Source organism: Qipengyuania sp. CAU 1752, assembly GCF_054482615.1.
On the sequence record NZ_JBTLRE010000001.1, the window covers coordinates 1,969,747 to 1,995,437 of the forward strand.

A 25,691-nucleotide genomic window follows, 5' to 3' on the forward strand; every position below is an offset into this window, starting at 1 on the left:
ACGCATCCTATCATGCGGACACCCTCATAGGAATCAACAATCGTTCGGTCAAACGAACGTTTTCGTCCGGTCAGTTGACCTAGAGCGTCGTTCGGTATATCTTACGATTTTGTCGGGCCAATCAGACAAGGAATCGCTCATGAGTCGTAACCAGCATATTACACCCCACCGTCGTGGCTGGGCCGTTCAGCCGGCCGGAGGCCAGCGTGCGTCGTCCGTTCACCGGACACAGGCTGAGGCGATTGCCCGCGGTCGCGAGATCGCCCGCAATCAGGAATCCGAACTTCTCATCCATGGCCGCAACGGCCGAATTCGCGCGCGTGACAGTCATGGCCGCGACGAATTCCCGCCCGAAGGCTGAACCAAGGGAGCCCTGAAATGACGTACCAGAAGCCGATCTTGCCGCCTTCGGCCGCCGATGCTCTCCTGATGGACGTCGCGCGCCGCATCCAGCTCTCGCCCACCAAGCATGACGAAGCCGAACAGCATTATCAGGCGCTCTGCGCCCATGTGGATCGGCCCGACAGCCCGCTCCACGGGAAGGTGATCGCCTGCTATCCGGGCGGTAGTTTCGCGACCGGAACCGCGATCGCATCGCGCGTCTCGAAAGATCAGCACGATGTCGACGTCGTGATCGAACTCGATATTTCGCCGTTCAGTGAGCCGTCGGGCGTGCTGGCGACCCTTTTCGTTGCGATCAACGGTGAGGAAGGCAGCCGTTATCATGGGCGGGTGACCCTCAACAGCCGCTGCGTCACCGTAACCTATGAAGACGGCACACGCGTCGATCTCATGCCGATCGCCCGGCTCGACCAAACGCCCCTGAAGGCTGGCCATCTTTTTCACTGGCGCCAAGAGACCGCCGAAACCTACCACAAGACGGTCAATCCTTGGGGCTTCGCCGATTATTTCAATCGTGAGGTGGCGTTCGATCCGGTTTTCGCGACGATGTTCGACGCCCGTCGCCAGATATCGGATGGCGTGGTCGCGAAGGCCGAAACCGACCCGCTACCCGGTCGCGTTCCGCTCTCGGAAAAATCCTCGCGCGTCGTGGCGCTCCAGTTGCTGAAGCGGAATCGCGATGTCCGCTACCGCTCGCGCGATGGTCGGAAGCCGCCGTCGGTAGTGCTCGCGGCTATGGCTCTGGATAGCGGTCCGGCGCAGTCCGGGCTGGTTGACGAGGTCGTCAATATTGCCTCGCACATCAGTGGCCAGCTTCAGGATCACGTTCGCCGGTTTGACACCTTGGTCGTACGCAACCCCTCCTTCCCGGAGGATATCTTCACAGATCGATGGCCTAGGGAGGTCGCCGCGCAGAACGTTTATATGCGTGATCTCGATCATCTGCAGCGGCAGCTTGGTCGCCTTCGCAGCGACAACGCAAATCTGACCGAAATGCGGACCATCCTCGATGACCTGTTTGGCGAGACGGCGGCGGGCTTCGCGGTCGAACGCTTTCTCGATGCAAGCCGGCGCGAAGCCGAACGCGGCGCGATGCGCTTCGGAACGACCGGACGCATCCTTACCGGCGCGCCCGCCATCATCGGCGCTGCGACCAGCACAGCCGCGCGCGCCAGTACCAACATGGGTGGCGGATGCATCCCGGACTGATCAGCATCGAGAATCAGATTGCCGCGATGGCCGAGCGCTGGCCCGGCTTCAAGGTCATCGAGCGCGCCGATCGATACGCTGTCTGGCAGGGACGTCTGCAACCTCTCCAGCGCTTTTACACGGTTCGGATCGGCTATCGTGTGCCGTTGGCGATCGAGGCCTTCTCGCTGCTGCAGGTTCAACCGCGCGTTCAGATTCTCGATCCCGTTCTCGAACGGCATTCAGACTATGAGGAAGGCCCTGTCCCCCACGTCTATGTGAACCGCGACGAACCAAGGCTGCCTTATCTCTGCCTGTTCGACGCCTATAATCGCGAGTGGACTCCGAGCGATCTGCTCGCCGAGACGACGGTGCCGTGGAGTTCGCGCTACCTCTTCTTCTATGAGGGTTGGCTCGCGACTAAGTCATGGCGCGGCGGCGGTCGGCACCCGACACGAGAGGAGCAAGATGGCATTGCAAACAAAAAGGCCATCGCGGCGGTCTGACGGCACATTAGTCGAGCAGCGGGTGCAATTGCCCTGGCCTACCGACAAGCCCTTCCGCATTCTCTCGATCGACGGCGGCGGGATTCGCGGCATCCTGCCGGCTGCTCTTTTGGCAGAGTTTGAATCTCGCCACTTGGATGGCCGCTCGGCAGGCGAATATTTCGACCTAATCGCCGGGACGTCTACAGGTGGTATCATTGCCCTCGGCCTGTCAATTGGAATGCGCGCAAGCGAAATCCTCAAGCTCTACCTCGATCATGGCGAAGCAATATTTCCGCCAATCCGCCCCCCTTTTAGCAGGCTTAAATCGGGCCTTCGCTTTTTCCATTCGTTGACTCGCTACCAGTATGAGCGTGGTCCACTCGAACGCGAGCTACGCAAGCTGTTCGGCGAGCGGCAAATCGGCGATGCGCACTGCCGTTTGTGCATACCGGCATTCGATGGCTTCACCGAGGTCCACATCTTCAAGACACCGCACCACCCCGACTTCAAACTCGACTGGCGCGAGGAAATGGTGACAGCCGCACTCGCAACCTCCGCGGCGCCGACTTTCTTCTCCGTCTATAGGAATGGGGAGCGGCGCTTTGCCGACGGAGGCGTCTGGGCGAACAATCCTGTTATGGTTGCGCTAGTCGATGCGCTAAGCTGCCATGATCTCAATCGGCGCCAAGTCCAGATTCTGTCGCTCGGCTGTGGCGAGTCCGAGATGCTTATCTCAGATGATCAGGTCCGGCTCGGCGGACTATGGCACTGGAAAGAGGTCATCTCGTCGGCAATGCGGCTTGCTAGCCAGAACGCGCTTGGTCAAGCAGGACTTCTCATTGGTCGCGACCAACTCGTGAGAATTGACGCGCCCCTGATGCCTGATAACCCCATCGAGCTCGACGATTATTATCGCGCCAAACAAGTTCTGCTTCCACTTGCTGCGCCCTTGGCGAGCACTTTTGACGAGGTTGTTAGCCAGCGCTTTTTCGCAGTGCCTGTCGATCCTTATGAAGCATTTCATGGCTCGCGAGCGGGCTAATGGCCGACTATTCGGTGAGCGAAGCCGAAGCTGACCGAGGGCTTCCAGCCCAAATGCGGCTCAGATTTTAACATCCAGATGGCGGCCCGTCCCGAGAGGGACGGACCGCCTGCCGAGTGACCTGGACCTGTCAGGAGGGGTCAGGCTGCCTGCTCGGCAATCTCGTCAGTTCCTTCGGCGTTGACCGCCTCGTCTCCGTCGTGGTCGGCCAATTCGACTTCTTCAGAATCGTTGAACCGCATGATCGGCGGAACCCAAGCCTGCGCCCGTTCCTTGACCTCGGGCTCGCCAATGAAGTTGCCCGAGAAGATGCGTTCGGCAGCGCTCGCAAGCTCAGCCTTCTTCGATGCGGCATAACGACTGACCAGTTCGGGACCGCCGGCGGCGTCGAGCGCTTCGAGCGTGCGCGCCTTAGCCACCCGGTCGAAGTAGTTTTTCGCCGTGGGACGCCACCAATGCGCGGTCTCGATTTCGAGGAGCGAGCCGAGTGCCTCGTGCATCGGCACCGATCGTTCGCCTTCGCAGGCAAGGCTGGCAACCAGAGTGCGCGAGACGACATGGCCAAGCCATGCTGAGCGCGCCTCGTCGGAAAGCGCTCGGAATTTCGCGAACCGCTCGACATCGCTTTCACCCGCACGCCAGTTTTCATCGAGCGACCCGGCGAACTCGGCAAGCGCGGCACTCGCCGGCGCATCCTTCGCCTCGAACCCGGTGATAGGCCCGGACGCGACCGAGCCAACGAGGGTCGACGCTTTCTTGGCGCGCCAGTCGTGCCCATCGGCATCGGCGAGCGTGAAGACCATGAAGTCGAGCGCTAGTGCCGGGTCGTTGGCGAGATGGATTGCCAGGATGTCGCGGCGCTGCATTGCGAGTTCGTCGAGCAGGCGCTGGGAAAGCGAGCTCCCCTTGGGCTTAGCCGCACCGCTCTCTTCAATGGCCTCGACCACGCCTTCGTCAGCGATGACCTCGGTCTCGGTGTAGAACTGCGGGACCAGGGTCGGCTCGCCATTGCGCGAGAGGACGAGGAAGGCGCCGGCCTCCGGTTTCAGTTCGTCGGCGAGTACCGGCGGCCGGTCATTGAGCACGCGCATGGCACGGTCGATCACCACTAGTTCCTTCTCGGCCTTGGCGACCTCGTCCTCGTCGCTGTCCTCGTCTTCGAGCACAGCGGCGACGCGGTCGTAGTCGGCCTCGAGCTCGCCGAGTTCCTGAGCTTCCTGTTCGGTCATCGGCGCAGGGTCGCAAGGCAGACGGCTCAGACCTTCGACGAGGTCATGGCTGACGTAGTTGCCAAGGGTCGGGCGCACCCAGGCAAGGCCATATTCGAGCGCGGCCTTTTCTGCGGCTTCGTCCATGGCCTTGTGCGCGAGGTCCTCGAGCAGCGCGACATCGATCCAGCTCTCGCTGGCATCATCGTCGAACAGTTCGCGCTCGATCCGACCACCTGCGTCGAGATAGGCATCGCGTCCGACTAGCACAGCTCGCGGATCGGAACCGCGCACCGTGGCATCGAGCACCATGCGGCGGATCGTGTCGGGCGTGATCTGGTACCAGGCGTGCTGCAGCTCAGCATAGACATGCGCCTGGCGCTCGACGTCGGAAATCGCGCCGTAGGCCTTGGCCATGTCGAGCGTGATCGTGCCTTCGGCGAGCGCTTCGAAGACGCAAGGCGCGAGACTTGCCAGGCGCAGACGCCCTTCGACGAACCGGACGGTGAGGCCGAAGCGGCGCGCCACGTCTTCGGTGGTAGCCCCTGCCTCGATGATGGAGGCGAAGGCCTGCGCCTCGTCGGCGGGGTTCATCGCGAGGCGCTGGAAGTTCTCAGCAAGACTGGCTTCGCGCACTTCGCTTTCTTCGCCTTCGATGACGAGGCAGGTGACCTCGTGGTTCTCGGGCAAGGTGCCCTCTTCGGCCAGCGCCTGCAGCGCGGTGAGACGGCGACCGCCGGCCTCGACTTCGAACTTGCCGCGCTTTCCTTTGCGCACGACGAGGTTCTGCAGCAGGCCGCGCGCAGCAATGTCTGCCCGCAGCTGGAGGTCGGCCAGCACGTCGCTCGACTTGCGAACGTTGCGCGGGCTCGGGACGAGCTTCTTCAAGGGAATCGACTGGATCATAGGTGTTCTCCTGATGGATTGAAGGCGCAGGTGAGGATCACGAGGCCCACAAGCCCAAAGGGCTCCCTCCACTCTCATTCTGAGAATGGGGTCTGCCCGAGGGATCAGGCGGCAAGCGCGGGAAGGATCAAAGAGGCTTTCGACACCGGGACGAACAGCCGCGTGCGGTAGCGGATGATCTCGGTGAAGCAGCCCTTGTTCTTGTACCAGTCGAGCCGGTCGGGCGAGAACCCGGTCAGTTCAAGGCGCTGTTCGCCGCCGACCAGCGAGCGCTTCACAGTCAGGGAGTCGTGGCTTGCGAGGCACAGCGGTTTGCCGCTGGCGAGGACGAGGTCGCCGATCTGCTCTGCCGATGGTCCGGTAACCCCGGAAAGGCCAAAGGTATCGGCGATTGCAGCGAGATCGACATCGAGCACTTCGCGGCCGATGATCGACTGGCCGTCCTCGGCAACGAGCCGGGTGACGCGGACATGATCGCCGGGGAGGCGCTTCCAGACCGGGAGCAGCAGTCCGGTGGCGAGATGGACGCGCTCGGTAACCGGTGATTTGGCCGCCTCTTCTTCCTCGGTCCTCCAGGCGCTGGTGAACGCAGTGACGCCAATTTCTTCCCAGTGGCTCTCACCGAGTGCCTCAAGTGTCCAGTTCGCGGACTTGAGCGGTCGCAGAAGGCGCCGACGTTCGATCACGGCCCCGTCGTCAGCGATAAGGCGCCGGGCAGGAACCGAGAGGGCGACCTTGCCCGAGCGCGTATTGCGCATCGGGATAGCGTGCGGGCTGCCGATCTCGTGCATCCGCACCAGGCGCTGCAATCGCAGAGGCCGAAGGTGCCTCGTCATTTCGAGCGAGACGAGACGGGTCTCGGCTCCGGTCACGGGATCGGTGCGCAGGAGTTCATCTGCCAGGACATTGAAACGATCAACCCTGACGGTTTCCAGTCCCTGGTCGAGCGTTCCGGCCTCGCGCGCGGCTTCGATCCGCGCTTCGACGAGACCAAGGTATTCATCAAATATGGCGTTCTGGAGCGCGATCGGCAGCGCGAGAATGCGGTTGAGCCAACGCTGAATCGTCGGGAGATTGTCGGTCAGCCCGCCATCGGGGTTTTCGAGCCGGAGACCCGTACGCTCGACAAAATTCCCGAAACTCGTGGCTTCGAGCTTGCCGTCATAGAGCAGCTGGAACCAGCGGCTGAGCGCGTCGCGCGCATAGTCGCTTTCGAGATTGTCGGCCGGGTCGAACAGGTTCTGACCGCCCGTCTGGCGCTGGCCGCGCGTCAGCGCGCCCAATGCGTCGAGCCTTCGCGCAATGGTTGAGATGAATCGGCGTTCGCCCTTTACGTCGGTGGTTACCGGCCGAAACAGCGGGGCCGAGGCCTGGTTGGTGCGGTTGGTACGACCAAGACCCTGGATGGCGTTGTCCGCGCGCCAGCCCGGCTCGAGCAGGAAATGAACCCTGCGCTGCTGGTTTCGGCAGCCGAGGTCGGCATGATAGGATCGCCCCGTGCCGCCCGCATCCGAGAAGACCAGGATGCGCTTGATCCCTTCCATGAAGCTTTGGGCTTCGGCGACATTGGCGCTGGGGCTACGCCGTTCGAGGCGCTGCTCACCATCGCGGCCCAGTACAAGCCTGCGGGTCCGGCCCGTGACTTCGGCCACGGCGTCGGTTCCGAAATGTTCGATAATCGCATCGAGCGCAGTGGCGATGGGCGGCAGTGCGCAAAGCTGTTCGATCAGCGCATCGCGCACAGCAATGGCGCGCGGGCAGAAAACGGGATTGCCCTCTCCGTCGCTCATCGCCTCGGAGCGAAGATTGCCGTCCTCGTCGGCGAATACCTGCATCAATCGTATCGGGAAGCTCTTCGTAAGGTAGTCGATGACGTATTCACGCGGGGACAGATCGATATCGAGAGCTTCGCGTTCTTCCACGGTAAGGTCGGCAAGGCGCCGGTCGAGCATGGCCTCGGCGGTCGAGACCAGCTGCACGACAACCGAATTCTCTTCGCCAAGCGCTACTTCCATCGCGGGGATCAGGCTCGGCAATTTCATCGAAAGCAGGAGCTGGGCAAAGAAGCGCTGCTTGGTGCCTTCGAAGATCGATAGCGCCGCAGCCTTGGCATTGCGGTTGAGCGTGTCGCCGCTGTCCTCGTCGACCACGCGGGTTGCTTCGAGCGCAGCTTCGAGGTTGCGGTGGATGATCGCCCAGGCATCAGCATAGGCATCGTAGATCCGTACCTGTGCTTCGGTCAGGCTATGTTCGAGGATGTCGTACTCGACCCCGGCGAAGGACAGCGCACGGGCAAGATAGAGGCCCTGGGCCTTGAGATCACGGGCGACGAGCTCCATCGCCGCGACGCCGCCAGCGCGGATCTCGGTCATGAATGCCTCGTGGGTCGGAAAAGCGGTCTCGGGTCCCCAAAGGCCGAGGCGGGAAGTGTAACCGAGGTTGGCGATATCCGAAGCGCCAGTGGCAGACGCGTAAAGCACGCGGGCGCGCGGCAAGTGGTTCTGCAGCCTGACGCCCGCCATCCCTTGTTCAGAGCCCTTGACCTTGCCGCGGATTGAAGAGCCCCCGAGCGCATTAGCCATCGCATGGGCTTCGTCGAAAGCGATCACGCCGTCGAAATCCTCGCCCGCCCAGGCAAGGATCTGGTCGAGCCGCGTATCCTCGGCGCGGCCCGAGCGCAGCGTCGGATAGGTGACGAAGAGAATGCCTTCGGACATCGTTACGGGCTGGCCGAGTTTCCAGCGCGAGAGCGGCTGGAGATCGAGCGGTAGTCCGCCAAGCGCTTCCCAGTCGCGGCGTGCATCTTCGAGCAGCGCCTCGTTCTTGGTGATCCAGACATGCCGGCGCTCGCCTGCGAGCCAGCGGTCCATGATGACCGCTGCGATCTGCCGTCCCTTGCCCGCTCCGGTCCCGTCGCCAAGGAAGAAGCCCTGCCGGTAGGTGTGCCCATCTTCGGACAGCTCCAGCGAGGTGGCTTCCTGGCTGACCTTGAACTGACCTGGAAGATCACGCGAAAATGCCTGGGCAGCGTAAACGAGTGTCTCGCATTGCGCTTCGGACAGCAGGCCATCGGCCTGCCAACCTGCGGGAAGGCGCGGGCAAACATCGGGCTGCGGTGCCGCGACCGAACCCATGGCGACCGATTCCACGAGCGGGGTGGGATGGACCGGCGCATCTTCGAAGGCGATGCGGCTGGGCCGGTAAGGCAGGTAGATGCCTGCCTGTTCGGGCACAGGCGCGGGGTCGGCGAGGACCGAATAGGCAAGGTCGATCGCATTCGCGCTGGCTGCTGGTGTCGCGGCGAACGGCGCCACCGGCCGAACCGGCGCGCTTTGGGTCGAAGTCTTGCAAACGAGGCGCACTGGCTTGCCGACTGGCAGGCGATGGATGTTGGCGGATGTCTGCGCACGGGGCGGAAGCGCAGTGATAAGCTCGTGGAGCGCGATCAGGTCGGCAGTATCTCCGGTGATCGCGGGCGAAGCCGCAGTCGGCGTCTTGTCGAACACGACCAGTCGAACGGCAATCCCCGTCCCTGTCCGGCGAAACATCTGCTCCAAGCGGACATTGAGCACGAGCGACGTTTCGTCCTGTGCTTTGGCGAAAGCGGAAGCATCGAAGCCTTCGGGCATGATGGCGACTATCCTCGCCCCATTTGCAGCCACTCGGATCGCACCGCGCAGGTGACGCATGGCGGTCTCACCGTCCTTGCCGCGTTCCTGGCTGCGGGCGAATGGCGGGTTCATCAGCACGACCGACGGAACAGGGCCGCGCACCAGGTCGGCGATCAGCTCCCCGTCATACGTGGTGATCGCGGCTGCGGGGAAGATGTGGCCGAGGCAGTCTCGTCTTGCCGGATCGATCTCGTTGAGGAGCAGCGAAGCGTTCTGGACGCTGCCCCAAAGCGCAAGGGCGCCATTACCGGCGGATGGTTCGAGAAGCGTGTCTTGCGCAGCAACTGCTGCGGCCTTCGCCATCAGCCAGGCCAGCATTGGCGGGGTCGAGAACTGTTGGAGCTCGACCTGTGCTTCGCTGCGCACGTGCCGCGGCGGCAAAGCTGCTTCGAGCCAGTCGAACCGCGCTTCGGCTTCGTGTACATTCGTCGCCAGATCGATCCGTGAGGACTCTCGAAGCCAGAGTAGTGCGCCGATCTCGACCGCGCTGTTGTAGTCGTCGATCGTCCAGGCACCTCCCCAGTCGAGAACACCGGTCTCTTCGGCGAACAGCCCGGAAATGTCGGTACGGGTAAGATGACGACCCGAAGCAAGAAGCGCGGCAACTCGGGTGCCAATGGCATAGGCCAAGGGTATGGACGGCAACTGCTCGCCGGCGGGAAACAGGTCTGATTGAAACATGGCAATTCGTCCTCCTGATGGGGGCATCGGGACACGCCCTCTGCCGGATCAAGAAATCGAGAAGCCCTCTCTCCTCTAACGCGCCGCTTTGCGGCGCAGCCATGCTATGAGTTCATCGTTCCAGTCGGTATCGCTTGGATGTGGCTTGCGGACTTGGATCGTCCGCCCTTCCTGCGCGTAGGCTCCGAGGCCACGCGAGGCGGCCAGCTCGCCGCCAGCATCATGATCGACGAACAGATGAAGCTCGGTCACACTCTCGGGAATGCTTACGAGACCGAAACGCTCATTCCCAAGGGTCGCCCAAACGGGAATGCCGGTGAGCGCATAGGCTGACAACGCGCTCTCGATCCCCTCGGCAAGGCCGAGCTTCCCGGAAACCGGAGCAAAGAGACGGACAGCAGCTTCACCGAGCGAGCCAAGCGCGCGCTTTGGCTTGTCGAAGGTGGCCTTGGTTGAAGCCTCGGTGGACAAAAACGTGCGGTGGATCGCGATCGGCCCCTCATCGAGGCTGACCGCCGCAATCATAGCGGGAAGAAAGCGGGCCTGTCCTTTCGGCCCGAGCGGCGTTTGCGGATGAAAGCGAAGAGCTGAAGATGCGGCCAGGATGCCGCGGCTCTCGAGGTAGGCCTTCGCCGGACTGGCACCCAATGGTTCCGCTTCGCGCCAGATCCTCAACGCTGCTGCCGAGGGTGTGCGTAGCCTTGTTGGCTCGATCTGATCCTCGGCCGAAGAACCCGAGAAAAACCTGGCCACCTCGAAACCTTCGCGCGCCATTGCGGAAAGCACGCTCTGTTGATCGCAGCCCGCAAAGCAATGGAAGAGAATAGCCTTTCGGCCGAGCGTCACGCCGAGCGAAGGTGTGCGGTCATCATGCGCGGGACAGCACGCCATCCCCTTTGTGCCTGACCATTTGCCCCCTCGGCTTTCGCAGATGTTGCGGGCGGTGTCCTCAAGCGAGGTACGTGACAGGGTTGAATTCGAAACAGGCATACCGGCTCCATCGCCTCACAATTGCCCCCTCCAGACGAACCCCTCTCCTCTCGGATAAACTTGCAAAAAAAACGTTTTCCTACACCCATTTGTTCTATTTATGTTCTCTTGCGGATCGAGGCAACGTGAAAGGTAATTCAATGCGAATGTCTCTGGTGGCTTGCGGTTGCGGTGCGCTCGCGATTGCGATTTCGGGATCCGCGCACGCGCAGGAGTTTCAGGTCTTCGACCATGACCTCGGCACAGTTGAGGTTACAAACGACAAAGGGCGCGCTTTCAACCCGACTGCAATCCACTTGGGCAAGCCAGATGGCGGCGCGGCCTATATCGATAGAAGCTTCAAGGAAGCCTTGTATGAGCCACTCATCCGGCAAGCTGAAGCGCGATACCAATTGCCGCCTCGACTGCTTCAGGCCCTGATTTGGCAGGAATCGCGGTTCAACCCGATGGCAATCAGTCCGGCTGGCGCCGCTGGGCTCGCTCAACTCATGCCGGGAACGGCAAGAGAACTTGGTGTCAGCAATCGCCACGATCCGGCTGAGAACATCGATGGCGGCGCGCGGTATCTGAAGCAGATGCTAGAGCGCTTCGGTGCGATCCATCTCGCGCTGGCCGCATACAATGCTGGTCCCGGCGCCGTGTCGCGAGCCGGCGGAATACCGAAAAATCGTGAAACACCTGGATATGTGAAGAGCGTTATCGACCGATGGATGGCATACGGTTCGATATGACTACGAATCGGAAAAGGATCAGCGGACGGCTCGAGCACCTTCCTCGGGGAGCCGTAATTGTAACCGATGCCGGAGATCATTGGGTTCTCGAAGACTACGAACCCTCAAACAACGACTTTGGATTTGAGGTTACCGCAGAGGGTATCGTTGTCGGGTTCGACCGCCTTCGCGTCGAATGGCTGGGGCAGGTGCCCGCCTAGGAGCAGGTCAAGCGGCTCTCAAAACAGCAATGTTTTGCGCTTTGCCGCCGATGGAATCGAGGAAGTCTGCCCAATCCTGCAGCATTGCACGACGGGGAGCGAGATATTCGGCAGCATTGTATGCCCCGCGAACCTCGTTCTCTTCGCTGTGTGCCAATTGCAGTTCGACCCAGTCTTCATGATATCTGCGGATCCACATCGGTGGTTCGCCGACCTCGACCAGCTGCTCATTCGCCCAGGTGCTCGCCAGACCCCTGAAGCCGTGAACAGTTTGTCGCCCGTGGTAACCGAGGCGATAGAGGCCATAGATCATCGTATTCTCGGAAAGCGGCATCTTGGGCTTCTGGCCTGGAAAGACGTATTCGCCTTCGGACTTGCTGATCATATCTTGAGCAAGAGAAGCGGCTTGTCGCGACAAAGGCACGATATGCTCGCGGCCCATTTTCATCCGATCAGCGCCAATGCGCCAAACTGGTAAATCTCCGACTAGACCTTCAAACTCGTGCTTCTTGGCGAACCGGAGTTCCTTGGTCCGGACCCATGTAAGAAGAGCAAAGGTCAATGCCGCCCGCGTAATTTCGGATCGTCTCTCACCCTCTTCCTGGTATCGCTCCATCTTGATGATGAGTTCGGGTAGCTGTGCCAGAGGCAGCTTCGCCATATGCTTGACCCGAGGACGTGGCTTCAAAGCCCCCCGAAGATGCGCCGTTGGATCGGAATCGCAAAGTCCGCTGGCAATCGCGAACTGGAATACCTGACCAATGCATTGCTTGGCCCGTCGACTGATGTCGAGCGCGCCGCGCTCCTCGATCTTCCGAATGACCTTCAGGACTTCTGGTGGAGTTATCTCATGCATCATGAGCTCGCCTAAGACAGGAAGCACGTCCTGCTCCATCCGCGACCACACGCGCTTCGCATGGGCGGGATTGAGACTACTTGCTCTGTTCTCATGCCACATGGTGGCAATCGCCCTGAAGGTCTTAGCCTCTTCGAAGTCCCGACCCGGTTTGTGAACCATCGGGTCCCTGCCTTCGGCCAGCACACCCTTGGCAGCTCTCTTGAGTTCTCTTGCGGCCGCTATTCCGACTTCGGGGTAGGCACCGAAAGAAAGCAGCTTCTCCTTCCCGTGGTACCGGTATTTCAGCCGCCAGAGCTTCGAGCCGTTCTTTTGCACCAGGAGGAATAATCCCTCCCCATCCGCAAGCTTGTATGGACGCTCAGCCGCCTTCGCTTTTTTGATCTGAATCTCACTCAAGGCCATTGGGGGTATCGCTCCTTTTCGCTACCCCCGGAAAATACCCCCAAAATACCCCCACACCAAATCCGGCTTCAAGCGAATGCATGCGCACGCAAGCGGACGCGAATCACTCACATCATTCTGTTTTAATTGAAGTTTACGGATGTATGCGGAAGCAAGCGAACCCATGCGGATTCGAGATTGGTAGCGGAGGAGGGACTCGAACCCCCGACACGCGGATTATGATTCCGCTGCTCTAACCACCTGAGCTACTCCGCCCCATAGAGGCATCTGCGAGGCATAGCAGCCTCAAGCAGGGCGCGCATTTAGGGTGCTGCTGTCCCCCGGTCAACCTGCTTTCAAGCCTTTTCGCCGCCCCTGAATGCGAAGTCACGGATATGCTGCCACGGACCGCCCATGTAGCGATGCAGTCCGAACCCGCGAAAGGCGATGGCGCGCGGCTCGAGCGTGCCATCGAGCTGGGCCTGAAGCGCCTTTGCTTCGGCCGATGGCACCTTGTTCTGGATCGTTACGTGCAGGCGCGGACGGTGTTGGTCCTGCCCGGTCAACATGCCGCGCAAGTGTTCGGCAATGCCGTCCCGCAGGCGCTGCAGGCCGTCACTTTCCAGTTTTAGCGCGGTGCCCCCTCCCAGCGAAATCAATCCTACCAAATATCCGTCAACGGGGGCGTACTCGCCCACCAGTCGTTTGAGCAAACGTTCCAGCTCGCCTTCGCACTGTGCCGGGATAGCGTGAAACAGCGTGACATGTGCTTCGAGAAAATTGCGTTCGGGCGGGAAGTGGGCAGTTCGCAAACCGGTCGCCCACCGATGGAGGTCTTTGGGCAATAGGGCGGTGAGGATCAGTGGAGCGTGTTCCGGTCCCCCGTCCTCTCCGCTCACATTTCGCCCCGCTGCCGACGCAATTGATACCACTTCTCGACATTGGCGTTGTGCTCATCGAGCGTGTCGGCAAACACGTGACCGCCGGTGCCATCTGCAACCATGAATACCGCGCTGGTCTTGGCCGGGTTGAGCACTGCGGCGATGGATTCGCGCCCTGGATTGGTGATCGGGCCTGCGGGCAGCCCGACCCGCGTATATGTGTTGTAGCCGTTGATCGCGGCGATCTCTGACTGGCGGATGCGCCGGCCCAGCGGCTTGCCCTTGGTTATGGGATAAATGATCGTCGGATCGGCCTGCAGCAGCATCCCCCGCTTTACCCGGTTGGAATAGAGCCCGGCGACCATATCTCGTTCCTGAGGGACACCGGTTTCCTTCTCGACAACAGACGCCAGGATGACTGCATCGCGGATATTGTCGACTGCAATATCCGAACCGCGCTTGGGCCATGCCTCGGCGAGGTAGTTGCGCATAGCGGCCTGCATTCGCGCCAGGACCGCGGTTCGCGCTTCTCCCCGTTCGAACGAATAGGTGTCGGGCAGGACCGAGCCTTCCTCTGGCACCGGGATTTCGCCGGTCAGCAATTCCTCCGCCATCAGCCGCTCCCACACCATGATCGAAGGCAGGCCTTCTGGAATGGTCACGAACCGGTTGATGGTGTCCCCGCGCTGGAACTTGTCGAGTATCCGAGCAGGCGAGCTGCCAGCCTCCAGTTCGAATTCGCCGGCCTGGATCGGATCGCCGCCGCCGAGAATCTTCGCACGCAGCAGGAAGGCGTCGGAGGAGCCGATCAGCCCCTCTTCTTCCAACTTGTTTGCGACTGCCGTCAGGCTCGAGCCGGAGGGCACGATGAAACTCGTGTCCTCATCAATATTGCTCGCGCCATACCAGCCCCAGGCAAACCAGCCACCGACAGCGACCAAGGCCAAGGCGACCGCCGCGAACAGGCAGCCCCGCCGGGCCATCAATCGACTTTCTGCATCACCAGCGACGCATTGGTGCCGCCGAAGCCAAAGCTGTTGTTAAGGACTGCTTTGACTTCACGCTCCTTGGCCTTGAGTGGGACCAGATCGACGCCTTCGGTGCCTTCATCAGGGTTGTGCAGGTTGAGTGTAGGCGGAACAATCTGGTCGCGCATGGCGAGCAGGCAGAAAATCGCCTCCACCGCGCCGGCTCCGCCAAGCAGGTGCCCGATGGCCGACTTGGTCGAGCTCATCGAAGCGCCGCCCAGGTCGTTCCCCAGCACGCGCTTGACCGCAGCCAGTTCAATCGTGTCGGCCATGGTCGAAGTGCCGTGGGCGTTGACGTAATCGATCTCGCCCGGCTTCAGACCTGCCTTGCGCAGCGCCATTTCCATGGCCAGTTGCGCGCCTAGGCCATCAGGATGCGGCGCGGTCACGTGATAGGCATCGCCGGACAGGCCATAGCCCGTCACTTCGCCATAAATAGTGGCACCGCGGGCCTTGGCCCGCTCATATTCCTCGAGCACGACTACGCCTGCGCCCTCGCCCATCACGAACCCGTCGCGATCCTTGTCATAGGGGCGGCTGGCTTCGGTCGGGCGGTCGTTCATGCTCATGTTGAGGGCACGAGCCTGGGCAAATCCGGCAATGCCGAGCGGATTAACGGTGCTTTCGGCACCGCCAGCCAGCATCACGTCGGCATCGTCGAGCGCAATCATGCGCGCCGCATCGCCAATCGAATGTGCACCGGTCGAACAGGCTGTGACGACTGCGTGGTTAGGCCCCATGAAGCCGTATTTGATCGTCACCTGCCCGGTGACCAGGTTGATCAGGCGACCGTGGACAAAATGCGGACTGACCCGGCCGGGGCCGCGCTCATGCAAATTGACCGATTCTTTCTCGATTCCCGGCAGTCCTCCGATACCGGAGCCGATTGAGCAACCCGTACGGCGCTTTTCCGCCTCGGTCATATCGGTCAGCCCAGCATGTTCGAGCGCCTGTCCGGCGGCATCGATGCCGTAGATGATGAAGGGATCGACCTGCCGCTGGATCTTGGGGTCGACACGCTTGTCCGGATCGAATCCCCATTTGTGATCCTTGGCCTTCACCTCGCAGGCAATGGTGCATTTCTGGTCGCTGGGATCGAAATGAGTGATCCGCGCCGCCCCGCTCTCACCGGCGAGAAGGTTCTTCCAGGTGGTTTCCACGTCACTGCCCAAGGGGGTGACAAGGCCGAGTCCGGTAACAACTACGCGGCGCATACAAATCTCCGTCAATATGCAACAGGCCCGGCCCGCTGGTAGGGGGTCGGGCCTGTCAGTCCCTGCAAATACCGCAGGGTCGGCAACGCAAGAGGATTACCCCTTGTGCTCTTCGATATACTTGGTCGCATCACCCACGGTGGTGATTTTTTCCGCTGCATCGTCAGGAATTTCGACGCCAAATTCTTCTTCGAACGCCATCACCAGTTCGACGATGTCGAGGCTGTCGGCACCAAGATCATCGATGAAGCTGGCTTCCTGGGTAACCTTGTCGGCCTCGACGCCGAGATGCTCGACGACAATCTTCTGTACGCGTTCAGCGGTATCGCTCATTGAATGTCCCTCTGTTTATCGGGTTTTGAATGTTGGCTTTCGCCCTAATGAACGCAAGAGGACTGCGCAAGAGGGATGCACAGGGTGAGTGCAAAACGACCCTTTGGTGATCGACGCCACCTCCCCTAAATTTCAAGTATGCGGCAGTCCGGCCTTGCTGGCGGTCGACCTGCGCTCAGCCTTGGAACGCACCTGACCATTCATGCGTTGATCGAACCTATACGAAATTGAAACTGAAAGGTTCAGAAACAATGACTTCGACCAATATCCTCAAGACTCTCGCCGACACGACCTGCGATTCCGTCAAGGGTTACAAGCAGTGCGCCGAGAAGGCCAACGATCCGGCAATCAAGCAGGCCCTGCAGCAGCGTGGCCAGCAGCGCGAGCAAACGCTCGGTATGCTCAACGCTGAAATTGCGCGACAGGGCGGCGAGCCCGTGACCGATGGCACGATTAGCGGTGGCGCCCATCGCATCTGGACCACGATCACCAGCGCGTTCGAGAACAACGACGAGGCGGTTGCCGAGCGGATCGAAGAAGGCGAAGATTACATCGCCGGCAAGTTCCAGGAAGCACTCGACAATGCCGATCTCGACCCTCAGTCGCGCCAAGTGGTGCAGCAGTGCGCTGCCGAGATCCAGCAGGGTGAGCGGTTCGGCGACATGCTTGAACAGCAGAACAGCTAATCGGCTACATAACTAACCAAAAGGGCCCGGAGCGATCCGGGCCCTTCTTGTTTGGGTCAGTTGCCAGCAGAATTGTCTGCCGGCATCTTCTCGGCTGCCGCAGCCTTGGGCGGTTCGACTGTGCGAATGTGCACGTCGCGCAATTGGCGCGCACTGACAGCAGAGGGCGCGCCCATCATCAGGTCCTGCGCCCGCTGGTTGAGCGGGAATGCGATCACCTCACGGATGTTCGGCTCGTCGGCTAGTAACATGACGATACGGTCGATACCCGGCGCCGAGCCACCGTGCGGCGGGGCTCCCAGCTTGAACGCCTCGATCATGCCGGAGAAATCTCGGTCGACGTCTTCCCTGGAATAGCCGGCAATTTCGAACGCTTTGTACATGATGTCCGGGCGGTGGTTCCGGATCGCGCCGCTGGACAGCTCATAACCGTTGCAAACGATGTCATACTGCCAGGCGAGAATATCGAGCGGGTCCTTCTTCTCGAGCGCTTCCATTTCGCCCTGCGGCATCGAGAACGGGTTGTGGCTGAAATCGACCTTCTTGGCTTCCTCGTCGTATTCGAACATCGGGAAATCGACGATCCAGCAGAACTTGAAACAGCCCTGCTCGATCAGCCCGAGTTCCTCGCCCACGCGGGTGCGAGCGGCGCCAGCCAGCTTTGCTGCGTCCTTTTCCTTGCCGGCCGCGAAGAACAGACCGTCATTCTCGCCGAGACCCAGTTCGTCATAGATCTTCTGCATGTTCTCGGGGCCGTGGTTCTTGGCAATCGGCCCACCAAATTCGCCACCCTTGCGGGTGACATAGCCAAGCCCGGCAAATCCTTCCTTGCGCGCCCAGTCGTTCATGTCGTCGAAGAACTTGCGGCTCTTGTCATTGGTATTCGGCGCAGGGATCACACGGACCCGACCGCCGCCACCGACGATCTTCTCGAACAGGCCAAACCCGCTCGCCTGAAAATGGTCGGTAATGTCGCTGATCACCAACGGGTTGCGCAGGTCGGGCTTGTCGGTACCGTATTTCAGCATCGCCTCGGCATAGGGGATGCGCGGGAATTCGCCCGCCGGAGTAACGCTCTTGCCGTTGGCAAATTCCTCGAACACTCCTGCCAGCACCGGCTCGAGAGCCTGGAACACATCTTCCTGAGTGACGAAGCTCATTTCAAAATCGAGCTGATAGAACTCGGGGCTGCGGTCGGCACGCAGATCCTCGTCGCGGAAACACGGCGCGATCTGGAAATAGCGGTCGAAACCGGCGACCATCAGCAGCTGCTTGAACATCTGCGGTGCCTGCGGCAGCGCATAGAACTGGCCCGGGTGCAGGCGGCTCGGCACGATGTAGTCGCGCGCGCCCTCGGGGCTGGAGGCGGCCAGGATCGGGGTCTGGAATTCGGTAAATCCCTGCGCATTCATGCGTTGGCGTAGCGAGGTAATGACCTGGCTGCGCAGCATGATGTTGCGATGCATGGTCTCGCGCCGCAGATCGACGAAGCGGTACTTGAGGCGGATGTCCTCGGGGTAATCCTGCTCACCGGCAACCGGCATTGGCAGTTCTTCGGCCGCGCTCTGGACTGTGACTTCGCGGGCAAAAACCTCGATCTCTCCGGTCGGGAGGTTTGGATTGACTGCCTCGGCGTCGCGCGCCTTCACATCACCATCGATGGTGACAACGCTTTCCAGCTTGAGCGAATCAAGCACCGGTAGCGCGGGCGAATCCTCGTCCGCCACGATCTGAGTGATGCCGTAATGGTCGCGCAAATCCACGAACAACACGCCGCCATGGTCGCGCTTGCGGTGGATCCAGCCCGAAAGGCGGACAGTTTCGCCGACATTTCCCTGGGCCAGGGCTGCGCAGTTGTGGGTACGATAGGCGTGCATCTAAAATCTTTCCATTTTCGGAGCTATAGGGCTAAGGGCGCGCTCGTTCGCGAACCAGTGGCCGTCGAGGCCCCTAGCCGGATTTTGCGCGCGCTAACAGGGGAAGCCGCGTGCTTTGTCAAGTCGGCCCGACTTGACCGCAGTTTGCCCGGGATCACTCCCGAGGGGTGGCACTCCGCCCCACCAAGAAAGACTTATGAAAATACATGACCTGATTACCGATACCGAAACGCTCCGCAAATTGTGCGATCGCCTTTCGGAATCCGAATTCGTCTGCGTGGACACCGAGTTCATGCGCGAGAACACCTATTACCCCGAACTTTGCCTGGTCCAGGTCGGCAATGAAGAAGAGGCCGCTGCGGTCGATCCGCTTGCCAGCGGCATCGACCTCACCCCTCTGCTCGACCTGTTGTGCGAGAATGACGAGGTATTGAAGGTTTTTCATGCCGGTGGGCAGGACGTGGAAATCGTCTACAACCTGACCGGCAAGACTCCGCAACCGATCTTCGACACGCAGATTGCGATGATGGCGGTAAGCCAGTCCGAACAGATCGGCTATGCCAACATGGTCGAAACGTGGCTGGGCAAGACCATCGACAAGGGAGCGCGCTTCACCGATTGGAGCCGCCGGCCACTGACCGAACGGCAGATCGAATACGCGATTGGCGATGTCACCGATCTCGCCACGATCTTTCCCAAGCTGTTGGAGAAGCTGGTTCAGACCGGCCGCGGTGCCTGGCTCAATGCCGAGATGGACAAGCTTGCCGATCCGGCCAACTACAAGAACGATGCTAGCCTAGCCTGGCGGCGGATTCGCTCGTCGGGCCGCAATCCCACGGTGCTCGGACGGCTCAAAGCTTTGGCTGCCTGGCGCGAGAACGAAGCGCGGCACAAGAACATCCCGCGCGGCCGGATCGTGCGTGACGAAACTCTGGCCGATATCGCCAGTCACCCGCCTAAAAACCAGGCCGACCTCGCCAAGGTGCGCGGACTCAGCCAGGCCTGGCGCGACAATGATATCGGCAAGCGGATGATGAAGGTGCTGGCAAGCGCCGAACCGCTGCCCAAGGAAGAAATGCCCGTGAAGGCCAAGCGCGGAGCGCCGCTAGGCAAGGAAGGTGCTCTGGTCGCCGATTTGCTCAAACTGTTGCTCAAGATTCGCGCGCGGGAAATCGATATCGCTGCCCGGCTCTTGACCCGCGCCGACGAAATGGAAGCACTTGCCGCGGGTATGCGCAACCTGCCGATACTTGAAGGCTGGCGCTACGAAGTGTTCGGCAAAGACGCTCTCGAGCTGGTCGAAGGCAGGCTTGCCTTCGCTGTCAAGAACGGCAAGCTGACCATGACCCATGTCGATGACATGGCCGAGGAACTCGGACAGGCGGCAGAATAGGAAGCGAGTGAGCACCTATCTTCCCACCATCAAGCAGCTGCAATATCTTGTCGCGCTGCACGAGCATGGCCATTTCGGCCGAGCGGCAGAAGCATCGTTCGTTTCGCAATCGACGCTCAGCGCGGGCATTCGCGAACTTGAATCATTGCTCGGCGTAACGCTGGTCGAACGTAGTCGCCGGGTGGTTCGCTTTACGCCGCTGGGTAGCCAGGTGGTGGAAAAGGCGCACAGGCTATTGCGCGAGGCCGAAGAGCTGTCCGATCTCGTCCAGGCGGCCGGAAAGCCATTGTCGGGTACGTTACGGATGAGCGTGATACCCACCATTGCTCCGTTCTTGCTGCCGCGAATTTTGCCGCGGCTGCGACAGGAACGGCCTGAGCTCAAGCTGTTCCTGCGCGAAGAGACCAGCCAGGACGCGGTCGAATCGCTGCATCACGGGCGTGTGGACTGCGTTTTGCTCGCCCTCCCCTTTGCCACGGGCGACGTAGAGATGGAGCACCTTTCCGACGATGCACTCTACGTGGCTTTCCCCAAGGATGATCCGCGCGATCCGCCGGAAATGATCAAGCCAAGCATGATTGACGAGGGCAGGCTTCTGCTGCTCGAGGACGGTCATTGTCTCAAGGAACACGCCCTTGCCGCCTGCAACCGGCCCGAATTGCGCGGCAGTGCGACCATGATCGGCACCAGCCTGCACACGCTGGTGCAGATGGTCGACAACGGCCTTGGCCTGACAATGCTCCCCAAAATGGCGCTGGACGCCGGAATACTCTCCGGCACCGATGTCGTCGCCCGCCCGCTCAAGGCTAGCGCCGCCAAACGCGAGATCACGCTGATCTGGCGCAAGAATTCGCCTCGCGGAGATGAGTTCAAATTGCTGGCGGAAGAACTACGCGCTGGCTGACCACTATAACTATCGTTGGCGAACCGTCGAGAACGCCGCTTATCCTTACCGATTGTATCCAATCGCGATGCATTCACGAAATCTTTGATAGTTTCGGGCACAGTGGTTCTACTCAGACCAATGGCGAGGGAAGCCTCACGACATGCGAGCCTACAACCGATTTGTCACCGATGAAGAAACGTCCGTCGTTCTCGACGGCGAGAAAGACATCGCTACGCTCTATAATCTGTCATGTGGCGGATGTATGATTGATCTGCGCAGTGCAGGCGCTGTGGTCGGTTCTCATATCGAACTCAACCTGCGCGACATGGTGACAGCCCAAGGAACCATTGTCTGGCGCATCGAAAATTACGCCGGGGTGAAATTCGAAACCCCGGTACATCAGAAAATCGTGCAAATGCTCGGCTACAATTCGACCGAAGAGGGGTTCGATGCAGAGGATCCACGCGATCGGTTCGGATTGCCGCTCTTTGGCTGATCTCCCCCCGCCGACCCGTCAGTCCATGTGCTTGAGGCCGACCCGTAAATAATCCCAGCCAGTTACCAAGGTAAGTATCGCGGCGCCCCACAAGCTCCAGATACCGATCGTATGCGCGACATTAAAAGTCGTGTCGCCCAATGTGGCTGTCCACCGCGGTGTTGCTCCGGAGAAAATCAGCGCTCCGAGGGAGAGGAGTTGGAAGGTCGTCTTCCACTTCGCCATCCGCGTCACCGGGACCGATATCTGAAGCCCAGCGAGAAATTCGCGCAGGCCGGAAACTGTGATTTCCCGCATGAGAATCACCAACCCTGCAATGACATGGAAATCGCCGAGCACTGGCCCGCGGAGGAACCCCTGCGCGGTGAGCACGAGGATAACCGCCGCGACCATGATTTTGTCGGCTATGGGATCGAGAAACTGGCCCAGCTTGCTCACGGTGCCCTGTGCACGAGCAACATAACCGTCGAAATAGTCGGTAAACCCGATGACGCTGTAGAGCACGAAGCCGATGGCGTAACCCAACTCCCAGCCGGGCCACCAAAGGAAGAACGCGAGCAACGGCACCGCAAAGATGCGCGAAAGGGTCAAAAGGTTGGGCAATGTCAGCATTGTGCCAGTGTGCTTAGCCAGTTTCGCGCTCGGGAAAAAGCGGTTGTGCGCCACTATCCCTAGGCTGGATGTGCCTCTAGTGTCTGCGTTATCGCACGGAATCGTGCGCGAGGGGTATTCATGACGACGCTCAAACTGTTGGGCCGCAGGCGTTTCCTGCCGCTGTTCACGACTCAGCTGCTGAATGCATTTAACGACAATCTCTACAAGACCGCGATGGTGCTGTTCGTGGTCTACTTCGTCTATAATTCCGAAGAGGCGGAGGGTCTTTTCAGCGCCATCGCTTCGGGGCTTTTCATCCTGCCCTTCTTCATCCTGTCCGCCGTGGCGGGGCAATTGGCCGACATGCGGGACAAGGCCCGCATCATCCGCATTGTAAAGCTGTGCGAGATCGGTCTGATGCTAATCGGAGGCACGGGGCTCTATCTCGCGTGGCGCGGCTTTGCGCTGCCTGTTTCGATACCGCTCGGGTTTACCAGCATCGAAACCAGCTTATCGATCGTCCTAATGCTGTTTGCGCTGTTCCTGACCGGCGTGCAGTCAACGTTCCTCGGTCCCATCAAATATGCGATTCTGCCCCAACACCTGAGGCAGGAAGAAGTTCTGGCCGGGACAGGTCTGGTCGAGGCCGGGACCTACGTCGCAATCCTGGCCGGTACGATCTTGGCCGGTTGGATCCCGGTCCAGTATGCCGCCGCGGGCATCGTAGCGGTATCAATCCTTGGATATATTTCGGCCCGGCAGGTGCCGGCCGCTCCGCCGCTGGGCAAGGTGGAGAAAATTGATCGGCACATCATTCGCGCCTCGATCGCGCTGGTTCGCAACACCATGCATGATCGCCAGGTCTTCTATGCCATTCTCGCGATTAGCTTCTTCTGGACCATCGGCGCGGTCTTGTTCATCCAGTTTCCACCGCTGGCGAAAAACGTGATCATGGCAAGCAAGGAAGTGGCAAGCCTGTTCCTGGTGGTTTTCTCGGTCGGGGTGGCAATCGGCTCCGTCACGATCAACCATCTGCTAAAGGGCAATGTTTCGGCGCGGTTTGCCCCCGCAAGTGTTCTGGCAATGGGCGTGTTCGTGGTGGCCTTTTATGCAGTCTGCAAGCTCTGGCAAATGGACCAGCCGAGCCAGCTACTCGGCGTGACAGAGTTTATCGCCTGGCCCATGGCGATGCTACTTTTAGCATGCTTACTTGGTATCTCGGTGGCTGGCGGGATGTTCGTGGTGCCGCTTTATGCCTTCCTGACAACGCGCGTCGCTACGCATCAGGCCTCGCGAGCCATCGCCGCCAACAACATCGTCAATTCCGGTGCAATGGTGGCAGGTGCGCTGATAGCCATGGCTCTGACTGCAGCGAGCATTCCGATCGCGGAACAAGTCCTGCTCAGTGCAGCAATGTGCCTGGTTTCTGCATGGCTCGGCAAGCGACTGCATCGCGCAGAATTGGCTGATGGGCCTCTATTGGCCCACCCTCACACGCCGTATCCCGACTAGATCAGAAATACCAACGCAGCAGCGAGACAGGCCAAGTAGGCGCTGGCGAACCCGCGGACGTCGTCGCGCGTCATGGTCCACGAAGGCCTTGCCGCCACCGTTGCAATATCACCGCGGACATGTGCCGGGAGCGTTGCGAGGAAAGGGTGCCGTGCACCTTCGTCTGTGAGAACAAGCGACCGTCTTTGCATTTTCTGTGTCATGATGCGATCTTAACTCTTCGCTAACCATTGCGCTCCCCGACTTTTGGGGGTTGTCGCAGGGCGGGACGTTAACGCTGGGTGTTCACCAAGAGGGGGTATCACTCGACGGCGCATTGTCGCCGCGAATGCGGGCGGCTAGACGCCTGTTTCATGAGCGAACACACCACACCCGATGCTGCCCGCCTGCTTGTAGAATGCCTTGTCGAGCAAGGTTGCGACCGGATTTTCACGGTCCCGGGCGAAAGTTTCCTGCAAGTACTCGACGGATTGCACGGCGAGACCGCCATCGACCTTGTGACCTGCCGTCAGGAAGGTGGCGTCAGCTTCATGGCCTGCGCTGATGGCGCGATGACGGGACGCCCGGGCGTAGCCTTTGTTACGCGCGGACCCGGCGCCACCAATGCCAGCATCGGAGTTCATGTCGCGCATCAGGATTCGCAGCCCATGATTCTGTTCGTTGGCGACGTGGCGCGCCCGATGCGCGAGCGTGAAGGATTTCAGGAAATAGATTTCCCCGCGTTTTTCGCCCCCATCTGCAAATGGGCGGCGCGGATCGAAAGTGCCGACCGAATCCCCGAATTCATCGCGCGCGCCTATTCGGTGGCCATGTCGGGCCGACCAGGTCCGGTTGTTCTCGCCCTACCCGAGGACATGCTCTCCGATACGACTGATGCTCGCCCCCGCCCCGAAGTGGTGAGACCCGCGCAAGCGGTATGTCCCGATGCAATGCAGGCAATGATGGCAATGATCGGCGATGCCGCCTCCCCGATCGCCGTGATCGGTGGCGCGGGCTGGAACGCCAAGGCACGCGAGCATTTCCAGTTGTTCGCAGAGCGTATCGGCCTGCCGGTGGCCACGGCCTTTCGCCGCCAGGATGCGATCTCTCCATCTTCTCCCGTTTACGCTGGCAACCTCGGTTACGGCCCGAATCCCAAGCTGGTCGAAAGGGTGAAGCAGGCCGACCTCGTCCTGGCAGTCGGTGCCCGGCTTGGTGAAGCAACCACCGACGGCTACGAACTGATCACGCCGGACCACCCCGACCAGCAACTGATCCATGTCCACCCGGACCCCGACGAGTTGGGCCGCGTCTATCGCACAGACCTCGCCCTGTGTGCTGACATGGGTGAGTTCGCCGAGGCCGCTGGCCTGTGGGACGATGGCGATGTGATCTCATTTGATGCGGGGCGCGAAGCCCACGCCGAGTGGGAGGAGTGGGCCACGGCCCATCCGGGTCAAGACCTTGATAAATGGGATTTGGACCTGGCCCAATGCGTCACCTACATGCGTGATGTGCTGCCTGCCGATAGTATCATCTGCAACGGTGCAGGCAATTTTGCCGGCTGGTGGCATCGCTATTGGCGCTACGCAGGCTATCCGACCCAACTCGCCCCGACCTGCGGCGCGATGGGATACGGCGTTCCAGCTGCGGTTGCAGCTGCCCGCCGCTATCCCGACCGGACCGTTGTCGCCGTAGCCGGCGATGGCGACTTCATGATGAACGGGCAAGAACTGGCAACAGCCGCGCAGTACGGGCTCGACCTGCTGGTGATTGTCATCGATAACGGCGCATACGGCACGATCCGAATGCACCAGGAACGCGAATTCCCTGCACGTCTGTCGGCAACCGAGCTGAAAAATCCCGATTTCGCCGCGCTTTCTGCGTCATACGGCGGATGGTCGGCACGCGCGGAAACGACAGAACAATTCAAGAATGCATTGACTGAGGCCAAGGGAACCAGCGGCCTGCGCCTGATCCATTGCGTCATCGATGTCGAGCAGTTGGCCGCTAGTGGAGCGACGATCAGCGGATTACGCGCACGCTGATCAGCCGCTTGAGCGTG

Annotated in this window: 22 protein-coding genes and 1 tRNA gene; 12 read left to right on the plus strand and 11 right to left on the minus strand. The window is 60.6% G+C overall.

The annotated features are described in order from the left end of the window. The first annotated feature begins 139 nt into the window (after positions 1 to 139). Genes ACXYL9_RS09630 through ACXYL9_RS09645 form a run of 4 tightly spaced genes read left to right on the plus strand, consistent with a single transcriptional unit; the run spans position 140 to position 3,120 of the window. Entirely contained in the window at positions 140 to 361 is a 222-nt protein-coding gene (locus ACXYL9_RS09630) for a DUF2188 domain-containing protein (RefSeq protein WP_212451804.1), read from the plus strand. Positions 362 to 378: 17 nt separating this feature from the next. Further along, a complete protein-coding gene (locus tag ACXYL9_RS09635) occupies positions 379 to 1,611 on the plus strand; it encodes a nucleotidyltransferase domain-containing protein (protein WP_212451806.1) in 1,233 nt (410 codons plus the stop codon). After that, a complete protein-coding gene (locus ACXYL9_RS09640) occupies positions 1,596 to 2,096 on the plus strand; it encodes a hypothetical protein (RefSeq protein ID WP_212451808.1) in 501 nt (166 codons plus the stop codon). The genes ACXYL9_RS09635 and ACXYL9_RS09640 overlap by 16 nt, the downstream gene beginning before the upstream one ends. Beyond that, complete coding sequence (locus ACXYL9_RS09645; protein WP_278016128.1) at positions 2,059 to 3,120, plus strand: CBASS cGAMP-activated phospholipase; 1,062 nt, start codon at positions 2,059 to 2,061, stop codon at positions 3,118 to 3,120. The genes ACXYL9_RS09640 and ACXYL9_RS09645 overlap by 38 nt, the downstream gene beginning before the upstream one ends. A 140-nt stretch (positions 3,121 to 3,260) precedes the next feature. Here the strand turns inward: ACXYL9_RS09645 and ACXYL9_RS09650 are convergent, their stop codons facing one another. From ACXYL9_RS09650 to ACXYL9_RS09660, 3 genes are all read right to left on the minus strand, one after another. Then, positions 3,261 to 5,234 carry a ParB/RepB/Spo0J family partition protein gene (locus ACXYL9_RS09650; protein ID WP_212451814.1) on the minus strand — a complete coding sequence of 658 codons (1,974 nt, stop codon included), beginning with the start codon at positions 5,232 to 5,234 and terminating at the stop codon, positions 3,261 to 3,263. Between the two features lie 104 nt (positions 5,235 to 5,338). Next, positions 5,339 to 9,586 (minus strand): strawberry notch family protein, encoded by a 4,248-nt coding sequence (locus ACXYL9_RS09655; RefSeq protein ID WP_212451815.1) that lies wholly within the window; start codon positions 9,584 to 9,586, stop codon positions 5,339 to 5,341. Between the two features lie 75 nt (positions 9,587 to 9,661). Beyond that, positions 9,662 to 10,576 carry a DUF7146 domain-containing protein gene (locus tag ACXYL9_RS09660; protein ID WP_212451816.1) on the minus strand — a complete coding sequence of 305 codons (915 nt, stop codon included), beginning with the start codon at positions 10,574 to 10,576 and terminating at the stop codon, positions 9,662 to 9,664. Between the two features lie 146 nt (positions 10,577 to 10,722). On the opposite strand from ACXYL9_RS09660, the gene ACXYL9_RS09665 reads away from it, so the two are divergent. Both ACXYL9_RS09665 and ACXYL9_RS09670 read left to right on the plus strand, forming a co-directional pair. Then, positions 10,723 to 11,307, plus strand: a complete 585-nt coding sequence (locus ACXYL9_RS09665) for a lytic transglycosylase domain-containing protein (RefSeq protein WP_212451818.1) — start codon at positions 10,723 to 10,725, stop codon at positions 11,305 to 11,307. Then, complete coding sequence (locus tag ACXYL9_RS09670) at positions 11,304 to 11,507, plus strand: DUF5818 domain-containing protein (RefSeq protein ID WP_224800987.1); 204 nt, start codon at positions 11,304 to 11,306, stop codon at positions 11,505 to 11,507. Before ACXYL9_RS09665 ends, ACXYL9_RS09670 begins: the two co-directional genes overlap by 4 nt. 7 nt (positions 11,508 to 11,514) lie before the next feature. On the opposite strand, the gene ACXYL9_RS09675 is transcribed toward ACXYL9_RS09670, so the two are convergent. The 6 genes from ACXYL9_RS09675 to ACXYL9_RS09700 all read right to left on the minus strand — a co-directional run bounded on the left by ACXYL9_RS09675 (position 11,515) and on the right by ACXYL9_RS09700 (position 16,203). After that, a complete protein-coding gene (locus ACXYL9_RS09675; RefSeq protein WP_224800986.1) occupies positions 11,515 to 12,768 on the minus strand; it encodes a tyrosine-type recombinase/integrase in 1,254 nt (417 codons plus the stop codon). Between the two features lie 178 nt (positions 12,769 to 12,946). Next, a tRNA-Met gene (locus ACXYL9_RS09680) sits at positions 12,947 to 13,023 on the minus strand. Between the two features lie 80 nt (positions 13,024 to 13,103). Further along, complete coding sequence (locus ACXYL9_RS09685; protein ID WP_459039292.1) at positions 13,104 to 13,646, minus strand: 2'-5' RNA ligase family protein; 543 nt, start codon at positions 13,644 to 13,646, stop codon at positions 13,104 to 13,106. Further along, positions 13,643 to 14,611 carry an endolytic transglycosylase MltG gene (mltG, locus tag ACXYL9_RS09690; protein ID WP_459039293.1) on the minus strand — a complete coding sequence of 323 codons (969 nt, stop codon included), beginning with the start codon at positions 14,609 to 14,611 and terminating at the stop codon, positions 13,643 to 13,645. The genes ACXYL9_RS09685 and mltG overlap by 4 nt, the downstream gene beginning before the upstream one ends. Next, positions 14,611 to 15,870, minus strand: a complete 1,260-nt coding sequence (fabF, locus tag ACXYL9_RS09695; protein ID WP_459039294.1) for a beta-ketoacyl-ACP synthase II — start codon at positions 15,868 to 15,870, stop codon at positions 14,611 to 14,613. Before fabF ends, mltG begins: the two co-directional genes overlap by 1 nt. Positions 15,871 to 15,966: 96 nt before the next feature. Then, the gene (locus tag ACXYL9_RS09700) at positions 15,967 to 16,203 is read right to left on the minus strand and encodes an acyl carrier protein (RefSeq protein ID WP_160610148.1); all 237 of its coding nucleotides are present in this window, start codon (positions 16,201 to 16,203) and stop codon (positions 15,967 to 15,969) included. Positions 16,204 to 16,454: 251 nt separating this feature from the next. Here ACXYL9_RS09700 and ACXYL9_RS09705 point away from each other — a divergent pair, with 251 nt between their 5' ends. Continuing rightward, the gene (locus ACXYL9_RS09705; RefSeq protein WP_459039295.1) at positions 16,455 to 16,889 is read left to right on the plus strand and encodes a ferritin-like domain-containing protein; all 435 of its coding nucleotides are present in this window, start codon (positions 16,455 to 16,457) and stop codon (positions 16,887 to 16,889) included. Positions 16,890 to 16,945: 56 nt separating this feature from the next. On the opposite strand, the gene aspS is transcribed toward ACXYL9_RS09705, so the two are convergent. Beyond that, positions 16,946 to 18,766, minus strand: coding sequence for an aspartate--tRNA ligase (aspS, locus tag ACXYL9_RS09710; RefSeq protein ID WP_459039296.1), 1,821 nt, complete (start codon positions 18,764 to 18,766; stop codon positions 16,946 to 16,948). Between the two features lie 196 nt (positions 18,767 to 18,962). On the opposite strand from aspS, the gene rnd reads away from it, so the two are divergent. The 3 genes from rnd (at position 18,963) to ACXYL9_RS09725 (ending at position 21,541) form a co-directional block, all read left to right on the plus strand. Next, positions 18,963 to 20,159 (plus strand): ribonuclease D, encoded by a 1,197-nt coding sequence (gene rnd, locus ACXYL9_RS09715; protein WP_459039297.1) that lies wholly within the window; start codon positions 18,963 to 18,965, stop codon positions 20,157 to 20,159. Positions 20,160 to 20,166: 7 nt separating this feature from the next. Then, positions 20,167 to 21,063, plus strand: a complete 897-nt coding sequence (locus ACXYL9_RS09720; protein WP_459039298.1) for a hydrogen peroxide-inducible genes activator — start codon at positions 20,167 to 20,169, stop codon at positions 21,061 to 21,063. A 142-nt stretch (positions 21,064 to 21,205) separates the two neighbouring features. Next, on the plus strand, positions 21,206 to 21,541 hold the full coding sequence (locus tag ACXYL9_RS09725) for a PilZ domain-containing protein (protein WP_459039299.1): 336 nt from the start codon (positions 21,206 to 21,208) through the stop codon (positions 21,539 to 21,541). 18 nt (positions 21,542 to 21,559) lie between these two features. On the opposite strand, the gene pgsA is transcribed toward ACXYL9_RS09725, so the two are convergent. Then, the gene (pgsA, locus tag ACXYL9_RS09730; RefSeq protein ID WP_459039300.1) at positions 21,560 to 22,153 is read right to left on the minus strand and encodes a CDP-diacylglycerol--glycerol-3-phosphate 3-phosphatidyltransferase; all 594 of its coding nucleotides are present in this window, start codon (positions 22,151 to 22,153) and stop codon (positions 21,560 to 21,562) included. A 120-nt stretch (positions 22,154 to 22,273) separates the two neighbouring features. On the opposite strand from pgsA, the gene ACXYL9_RS09735 reads away from it, so the two are divergent. Then, on the plus strand, positions 22,274 to 23,647 hold the full coding sequence (locus ACXYL9_RS09735; protein WP_459039301.1) for an MFS transporter: 1,374 nt from the start codon (positions 22,274 to 22,276) through the stop codon (positions 23,645 to 23,647). A 353-nt stretch (positions 23,648 to 24,000) separates the two neighbouring features. Beyond that, positions 24,001 to 25,674: a thiamine pyrophosphate-binding protein gene (locus tag ACXYL9_RS09740; RefSeq protein WP_459039302.1), complete on the plus strand. Its 1,674-nt coding sequence runs from the start codon at positions 24,001 to 24,003 to the stop codon at positions 25,672 to 25,674. Positions 25,675 to 25,691: the final 17 nt, after the last annotated feature.